The following is an 8,028-nucleotide window of genomic DNA, read 5'->3' as shown; positions in this document are numbered from 1 at the left end:
CCTGGAGTGAATGATTGCCTTTGGTATTATAACCCGTTTTCCTCTACGTGTGCTACGTATTTTCCACCTACAAGAACCGGTGTATTTTTTAACAGGATAGGTCAACACTGTTTTTATCAACCAACACCATTATATTCACAAACATAGATTATAGATTAACCAAATAAGATCTAAATTAAGATGTATTAATCGAATGACATATGATAAGAAATACAATAATAAATACAATAAGAAAATTAATAAATATATTTAATTTATCAATAAAAAAACCCACGCCCTTAAAGACGTGAGTAAATGTTAGTGAAAAAATAGAAGTTAACCATATACCGTAACAAATTTTATTGAGTATAAATCGCATATTAAAGTATCATTTGTCATATAAGGTCTTAACACAATATAACTTGCTCCTACCTCTGTAAGTGTACCAATTCTATCAACAAGCGGACCATTAGTTCCAATAAGGAATTCCACTCGTACCATTCTTCCAATAAACCTTCTTAGATACCCTGCCGTGTAATAAGAACTCTGGAGTGTTTGGGGAGGTTGAGCAGCTAAAGTTGGCACAGGTGCGGCAGCGGTAGGTGGAGCGCCTCCATACATTGGAGTGCCAGGTATACCTGTAGGCAAAGGCTGAATCGGCGTTGTGCCAAACGCAACTGATGGCACAGGATACTGTGGCATATACTGCGACATAAAATTCTGAGCAGCATATGGTACTTCCATCTGCCTGGTTGCTGACCAGAATGAATTATCAGAACATGCCATAAAAATTCCTCCTTATACCGGTCTCTTATACCGGTTAAAATAATTACGTTTTTTACAGTTACATTTTAGAAAGCCATGATTAATGTTGAAATAAATAGGGTGTTTTATCTTAATAATAATATATTAACATAAAAATTATTATGTTACTTTTTATAAAACTCTTTTCTCAAGATGCTTTTTGCCATAGTTCTCTCCTCTCACAAATATCGTAAATATCATAAATATAATGTAAAATTCTGTGCAAATGTTACTATTCAGAGGTTAACAATAGTTTTACCTCAAAAAAATATGAATAATAGGAAAAAGCGGTGCGAAAAACAGCATGGCGCTAATGCGCATACCGAGGTTACACCCAGCATAAGCAAGAATGGATGTTCGGCAATTTTTTGATTTTGTTATACTATTAAGGAGCCTTAGTATATGCTCATTGCACTCGACATGGGAAACATTCTCAAACTGATAGTAGGATATGAAATGGTCGTGGACGAGGATGCCAAGGAAGAATGTCAGGATCCCGAACTGTTCGTCCACATTCCCGCGTTTTGAATTGAGCCCGAATAGGGCGAAGCGGTCGTTGCAAAACTTTTGTTTGGATAACGAGTATTATTTGTCATATTAATAAGTCCTCGTGCTCTTTGCGTTTTGTCCCAGCCTATAAAATTATCCCGCTCTCTACACGACCACGCCGCTGACCCGAAACAGCAGGCAAGATAATAGCTGTCCGTCCCTGCTATATACCATATACTTCATATTTTCACCAACCGTTCGGCCAAACCTAAGATTAATGGTACTGGTCTATGTATGACTTGAATATAGCCGAGTTTATAGCAACTTTTCAGTTATTTCAATAAAAAAAGTATTGACAAAAGTAAAAAAACAGTGTATTTTAATATATGTGTCTAACTTAATACTTTTTATATATGTGCCTAATTTAATACTTTTTGGAGGGGTTCCCGAGAGGCCAAAGGGGGCAGACTGTAAATCTGTTGTCGCAGACTTCGATGGTTCGAATCCATCCCCCTCCACCAAAAATGAGGTCCATGTTTTTTTGGACCTCATTTTTTTCCCACTCGCCGCTAAAGTCGCTAATTTACTTAAAGGTTACTTATTTGAAAATTACTTTTTTATATATGACAAAATTCCAGCACACAAGAATCCCTACAGTAACTAGTTTTGAAATAAGGGGTTTAATTCCAAAAGTACCTGAAAATAATAACATGAGCATATTTGATATAAAAAGATTTACCAAAAACAAAACACCATACATTATGAATTGTCTATATGCATTTCCTTGAGACTTAAAAGACCAAAACCTGTTTAAAAAGAAACTTATGGTAAAACCAAACGTCATAGCTATGGAGTTTGACCATATATACCACAACTTCAAAATACGAAATAACATGTAAAACATAGTATATTCTGCGCCAAAAGAAATTCCCCCGGTTGTTACGTACTTAAGGAACTGGCGCAGCGTTAAATTAGCCAATGACTCTTGTTTTACCATATTTATACCTCTTTGAACTTCTTACTTTCCGATAAATGATAAGATTATCTCGTCTATATCTTCCTCATTTTCAGGTACCTTAACATTATCATAAAGACTCCATATCTCAGTATGTTCCACCGACTCATCAGGATCCAGTACAACGAGAGGGCTCAAAGTCTCTATTTCCGTCATGAAATCGCAGGTATATGTCTCGAAAGAAGATGCACCAAAGTCAGGATAAAGCGCCCCATCAATATGTTGGAATTGCTTTACAAAAAGATGTCCATGGTTGGCATATGCCGCCCAGCCATCTTCATTAGGTAATCCTATCTTAAACGGTCCTTTGGCATTACAATCATGCTGCAGGGTTATGTATTTTTCTCCCCAGTACACTCTGTGGTCGTTTAATTTTGTGTAAGGCCATAAGGATATCATCCTATTGGGTAACAAACCCGTATCTTTGGTTACCTGGGGTATTATTTCCTTACCTCCGGGAGCCATTACCGTAAGTGCCCAGGCTGCAAGTTCAACAGGCCAGGCACCTTTGTTTGTAAGCCTGTGAAGCAAAAAAACTTTAGGTTTGTCAGGGGAAAGAGATACTTCTATTTCCTTTTTAATCTGTGCCCAGGGTTCAACAGGCTGACTAAGTACAATACCATTTTCCTTTTCCCAATAATCTATCTTTGAATTATCCGGTTCATAGCTGCGGGGCTTATGCTCCGGGCTGTGCCATAGCCTATGGCCGCCATAAATTTTCCATTCATTCCCGCCGGTTGTACCCACCTGGCCTTCCACTTCACAAAACTCATTTTCCTTGCCTGTAAAACCGAAACGGATTATTCTTGGCCCTACATCAGTAGTGGCTATAATGTCTACTATACCATTGGAAATTTCAATGCAGTTTTTCCATCCCTTATACTCTTTCTTCGTAATTTTTATACATCCCATGCAATATGCCTCCTTTTTGCAAGTTTAATTTTAGTTTCTGATAAAATATAAAGTTACAAATAAACTGTTAATTATTAGCCCACATTTTTTGTATACTATATATCAGTTATTATTATATAAAATATTTTTCCATAACTCAATGATAAAAATCTATATATAGCCATCCCTTCCAGTGTTTTACCTTGTTTTAAATACATTGCTTCCCCCTTTTGCTTAAGGATTCCTTAAGAAGGGCTATTTCCTGTACCAGCCTGGTAATTTTTTCAGACTGTTTTGATACAACAACAGTAAGGTGCAGGTTATAAATAAGAAGGTATACAAGTCCAAAAAGAAATAAAAAAGATGGCGGATTTTTTATATCGAGCCATTCTGCCAGTTTGTTTATTATTACTGGAGTAGATGAAAGCACTAGCAATATAATGCTCATAAAAATCCATAAAAGAGAATATCTTTCTTGAAGCTTGTTTTTTCTTACCAGTTCTACTACTACAACAAGAAATACTATACTGAATATTATTGAAATGGTATAAACATTAATAAACATAACCTACAAACCCAATTGTCAATAGTCAATATGGGGTTTACCTCCTTCACTGTTCAATAGTTTTTAAAGATTCTATTAATAAGGATATTGTTACCTTAATCATATAATAAATAGAACGCAAAGGTGTAATAGAGGATTTCCCGGTTTTTCGCTCCTGCATTTCCACAGGCATCTCCATAACTCGAAACCCCTTTTTGTAAAGTTTCACCAGTACATCAACTTCAGGATAATCAACAGGGTAGTGAAGTGAAAAATACTCAATTATTTTTTTATTCACTACTCTAAACCCCGAGGTTGTGTCTTTAACCCTCTGATTTGTAAGAAGCTTGATAAGAGCTGAAAAAAACAGCATCCCGGCTTTTCTTGCAGAGGAAGGTGTGTAAGATGTTTTCTTTATAAACCTGGAACCTATAACCATATCAGCCGAGCCTTGTATTATAAGCTCCATAAGATTATGTATATAAATAGGGTTATGTTGGCCATCCCCGTCCACTTGCACGGCTATATCATAATTGTTATACTTTGCATAAAGATAACCTGTTTGCATAGCTCCACCTATACCAAGGTTAAAAGGAAGGTTTATTACTCTGGCACCCGCCTCAGAAGCCTTTTGAGGTGTAGCATCATTAGAACCGTCATTTACTACAAGAATATCCGCTTCAGGTATATTAAGCTTAATTTGGCCTACTACCCCTGTTATTGATTTTTCTTCATTATACGCAGGAATTATCACTAATATTTTCAAAGTCATACCTCCATCAATATTTTTTAGAGGTGATATTATTAAGTATATCAATTTTTTTTGTAAACATACATTAATACTATCTATATGCATAATCAATATGTCTATAAAGAAAAATTTATAAAAAAAAAGCCTGTCGCCTTATAGTGTTTTAGGCAAACAGGCCAACGATTATATAAAATTTTTTGTCAAGAATAGTTTCAAAGAAAATTATATAAAATTAACAACTCTAATATATTGGGTATCCACCAGGGTATCCGCCATAAGTGCCGTACATTCCTCCTGGATAACCGTAATATCCCCAATATTGACCCCTTCTGCGGATGAGTTCTCTTAAAAGAAGAATTAATACCAAATCACGTAGCAGGCGCCTTCCTCCAAGACCAAGCTGCCTCTCCTCTTCCCTTACCCCCTCTGCAATTGCCAGCTCAACATCCGATGATACTGTCTTTACTATACTGTCAACCATGGAATCCAGTTGTTCACGGGTAGGGATGTGCATTACTCCATATTTCATATCCATCATGTCGCAATGGCGCCGTACAACAGGGAAAATTATAATGTAAACTTTTGGGTACATACTTTCCAACTGTTGCTGTGGCATTGTCATCATTGGATAACAGTAATCCGGCATACTCATCATCTGCATACACGGCATGGAATTCCACTCATATTCATACATACAGAAGCCTCCTTATATTTTTCATGTTTACATATTATCTTTACTTTTATATTATGAACTAAACTCTCTATGGGTTACATTTAATCTTATATGATTTGAAAACTACAAAATAAAGGGGTTCACCATGAAACGATTAAAAACAAAAAGTAAGGGAATACACCTTTTTCAAAGGAATATTCCCTTCTTGATTTGGAGCTGGTGGACGGATTCGAACCCCCGACCTGCTGATTACAAGTCAGCTGCTCTACCTGCTGAGCTACACCAGCTTAACAACATGTTATTTTGCTACATTTAACAGCTCAAATATATTATTATAGGCCATAATTGAAGTATTGATTTGCCCTTAGCCCTCTGACTTGAATTAGTATAGCATGGGTATGACACAACTGTCAATATATTTTAGCAAAAACTTTATTTTTAGCAAAAACTTTCAATTCGTAATATGCGAGTGCAGCGGCTTGTGCAAGTTGTTGCCGTTAAGCGAACGATCTGCTTATGAAATTGCACATGCTATGCTGTACATTACTAATTGAAGATGCAAAAATTTATAAAATGTACGGAATTTAAACTTGCAATTTTTATTTGTACAAACACAAAAAATATGTTGACAAACCATAAGCCTATGTTATAGTATATACTTTGGTTTTCATAAATTTAATATAATTTGGGCCATTAGCTCAGTAGGCAGAGCACTTGACTTTTAATCAAGGGGTCCCGCGTTCGAGTCGCGGATGGCTCACCAACAATCCGGTAATTTCAATCTGGTAGTTTCCGGCCCATTACCAGGTAGATTTGGCCCATTGGTCAAGCGGTTAAGACATCGCCCTTTCACGGCGGTAACAGGGGTTCGAGTCCCCTATGGGTCACCAATGTTATAACACCTCGTAAAACATTGCTTTACGAGGTGTTGTAGTGTTTTGCTGACTTATTCTGACAACCTGTCTTGCCAACTTATTTTTCTTCCTTTTTTTCCAGATACTCATTAAGCTCTTTGACTAATTTGTCACAGTCCAGCCCATGTATTTCACAAGCATCTTCAATGCTTTCACCGGAAGCAGACGGGCACCCGAGACAGTATAACCCATTATTTAAAAATATCGGCACCGTACCTTTATCCAGCTTTAATACTTCTGATATTATCATATCTGATGTTATTTTCGGCATATATCTCACTCCCTATAATTAAAATTTATTCTATATAATGTTATCTTACATAACCTTATACCTCTTTCTTCCTATTTCATACAAATTATTGCCATAGCTGTCTATAACTACAAAAACAGGAAAATCTACAACTTCTATTTTTCTTAATGCCTCAGGTCCCAGTTCCGGGAAGGCCACAATTTCCTGGTAAACTATATGCTTTGCCATTAGTGCACCGGCACCCCCAATAGCACCGAAATATACTGCACCATGTTTCATCATGAATTCAACAACTTCCTTGCTTCTTAATCCCTTTCCAATCATTCCTGCTAGACCCTCTCCTATTAGAAGCGGGGTATAGATATCCATTCTTCCGCTTGTAGTAGGGCCTGCAGAACCGATTACTTTACCTGGCTTCGCAGGACATGGCCCTACATAATATATAACCTGCCCTTTAATATCAAAAGGCAATTTCTCCTTTTGTTGCAACATTTCAACCAAACACTTATGGGCAGCATCTCTTGCTGTATACACTACACCATTTATTCTTACTTCATCTCCTGCCCTTAGCTTCTTTAATATATCTTTGCTTAAAGGCGTGTTTAATGTATACCTCATTTTACCTCCTGCTATTTACTCCTTTAGTTTTTAATTGCCAACATTTAATTACCAACATTAATATTTTGAACTTTATCTACTATTATACTACTATATATTATATATAACTATATTCATATCAAAACTATTAATCTTGTGAATTACATGTTTATATTTTATAAAACTGCTTCTGCATGCCTTGTAGCATAGCAACTTATATTTACTGCTACAGGGAGGCCGGCTATATGCGTAGGAAAAACTTCAACATTAACAGCAAGAGCAGTTATTCTTCCTCCCAAACCCATAGGTCCTATGCCAAGCCTATTAATTTTATCAAGCAGCTCTATTTCGAGGTTCTTAACATATTCTATACTACTTCTTTTATTAATGGGCCTTATTAAAGCTTTTTTGGCCAGGCTGGCTGCTTTTTCCATAGTACCTCCAATACCGACACCTACAATTATAGGAGGACATGGATTGGGCCCCGCATTATCAACTGTTTCAATAATAAACTTTTTAACCTCCTCAATTCCATCTGCCGGCTTCAACATTTTTAATGCACTCATATTTTCGCTTCCGAAGCCTTTTGGAGCTACAGTAATCTTAATCTTGTCTCCTTCTACTATATCGTAATGGATCACTGCAGGAGTGTTATCTCCTGTATTTACTCTTTCTATGGGATCTCTAACAACGGAATCCCGTAAAAAGCCTCTTTTATATCCTCTTCTTACTCCCTCATTTATTGCTTCTGTTATACTCCCCCCGGAAATATGAATATCCTGTCCTATTTCAACAAATACTACTGCCATTCCGGTATCCTGGCATATTGCCACTCCCTCTGTACGAGCCAGATCAGCATTCTCTATAATTTTTTCAATAATATGTATTCCAACATTGGATTCTTCAGCAGTAAGGTTTTTCTTCAAAGCATCTAATATATCCTGGTTAAGATTATAATTTGCAGTTATACATAGGTTTTCTACAGTATCAATTATTAAGGATGTATCTATAAACCTCATTTAAATTATTCAACCTCCAATGTATTAAACTACATTAAAATTTATGTACATGTAAGATTTTAATACATATATGATTAAAAATCAATAAAATGAAACACAAAT

General features: G+C 36.2%; 9 protein-coding genes, 4 tRNA genes and 2 pseudogenes. 3 read left to right on the top strand and 12 right to left on the bottom strand.

Annotated features, from left to right (window positions below):
* Positions 1 to 315: 315 nt before the first annotated feature.
* From HPY74_18515 to HPY74_18505, 3 genes and pseudogenes are all read right to left on the bottom strand, one after another.
* Positions 316 to 765 (bottom strand): hypothetical protein, encoded by a 450-nt coding sequence (locus HPY74_18515; protein ID NSW92612.1) that lies wholly within the window; start codon positions 763 to 765, stop codon positions 316 to 318.
* 273 nt (positions 766 to 1,038) lie between these two features.
* A pseudogene (locus HPY74_18510) lies at positions 1,039 to 1,344 on the bottom strand (transposase).
* Positions 1,272 to 1,515, bottom strand: a pseudogene (locus HPY74_18505) (DUF4338 domain-containing protein). Before HPY74_18505 ends, HPY74_18510 begins: the two co-directional pseudogenes overlap by 73 nt.
* Positions 1,516 to 1,708: 193 nt before the next feature.
* Between HPY74_18505 and HPY74_18500 the strand changes: the two are divergent.
* Positions 1,709 to 1,793 (top strand) — tRNA-Tyr (locus HPY74_18500).
* Positions 1,794 to 1,870: 77 nt separating this feature from the next.
* Here the strand turns inward: HPY74_18500 and HPY74_18495 are convergent.
* From HPY74_18495 to HPY74_18470, 6 genes are all read right to left on the bottom strand, one after another.
* Positions 1,871 to 2,269 (bottom strand): GtrA family protein, encoded by a 399-nt coding sequence (locus HPY74_18495; protein NSW92611.1) that lies wholly within the window; start codon positions 2,267 to 2,269, stop codon positions 1,871 to 1,873.
* A 21-nt stretch (positions 2,270 to 2,290) separates the two neighbouring features.
* On the bottom strand, positions 2,291 to 3,199 hold the full coding sequence (locus tag HPY74_18490) for a hypothetical protein (protein ID NSW92610.1): 909 nt from the start codon (positions 3,197 to 3,199) through the stop codon (positions 2,291 to 2,293).
* A gap of 187 nt (positions 3,200 to 3,386) precedes the next feature.
* Positions 3,387 to 3,743, bottom strand: coding sequence for a DUF2304 domain-containing protein (locus tag HPY74_18485; protein NSW92609.1), 357 nt, complete (start codon positions 3,741 to 3,743; stop codon positions 3,387 to 3,389).
* Positions 3,744 to 3,789: 46 nt separating this feature from the next.
* Complete coding sequence (locus HPY74_18480; protein ID NSW92608.1) at positions 3,790 to 4,488, bottom strand: glycosyltransferase family 2 protein; 699 nt, start codon at positions 4,486 to 4,488, stop codon at positions 3,790 to 3,792.
* A gap of 226 nt (positions 4,489 to 4,714) precedes the next feature.
* Positions 4,715 to 5,167 (bottom strand): hypothetical protein, encoded by a 453-nt coding sequence (locus HPY74_18475; GenBank protein NSW92607.1) that lies wholly within the window; start codon positions 5,165 to 5,167, stop codon positions 4,715 to 4,717.
* A gap of 190 nt (positions 5,168 to 5,357) precedes the next feature.
* Positions 5,358 to 5,433, bottom strand: a tRNA-Thr gene (locus HPY74_18470).
* A 400-nt stretch (positions 5,434 to 5,833) separates the two neighbouring features.
* On the opposite strand from HPY74_18470, the gene HPY74_18465 reads away from it, so the two are divergent.
* Positions 5,834 to 5,909, top strand: a tRNA-Lys gene (locus HPY74_18465).
* A gap of 52 nt (positions 5,910 to 5,961) precedes the next feature.
* Positions 5,962 to 6,036 (top strand) — tRNA-Glu (locus HPY74_18460).
* An 82-nt stretch (positions 6,037 to 6,118) separates the two neighbouring features.
* On the opposite strand, the gene HPY74_18455 is transcribed toward HPY74_18460, so the two are convergent.
* From HPY74_18455 to HPY74_18445, 3 genes are all read right to left on the bottom strand, one after another.
* A complete protein-coding gene (locus HPY74_18455) occupies positions 6,119 to 6,331 on the bottom strand; it encodes a DUF1858 domain-containing protein (protein NSW92606.1) in 213 nt (70 codons plus the stop codon).
* A gap of 45 nt (positions 6,332 to 6,376) precedes the next feature.
* Positions 6,377 to 6,928: a Fe-S-containing hydro-lyase gene (locus tag HPY74_18450; GenBank protein ID NSW92605.1), complete on the bottom strand. Its 552-nt coding sequence runs from the start codon at positions 6,926 to 6,928 to the stop codon at positions 6,377 to 6,379.
* 155 nt (positions 6,929 to 7,083) lie between these two features.
* Positions 7,084 to 7,926 carry a fumarate hydratase gene (locus tag HPY74_18445; GenBank protein ID NSW92604.1) on the bottom strand — a complete coding sequence of 281 codons (843 nt, stop codon included), beginning with the start codon at positions 7,924 to 7,926 and terminating at the stop codon, positions 7,084 to 7,086.
* Between the last annotated feature and the right edge of the window lie 102 nt (positions 7,927 to 8,028).

Source organism: Bacillota bacterium (assembly GCA_013314855.1).
Classification (GTDB): Bacteria; Bacillota; Clostridia; order Acetivibrionales; family DUMC01; genus Ch48.
This window is presented reverse-complemented; position numbering and strand designations above follow the sequence as displayed.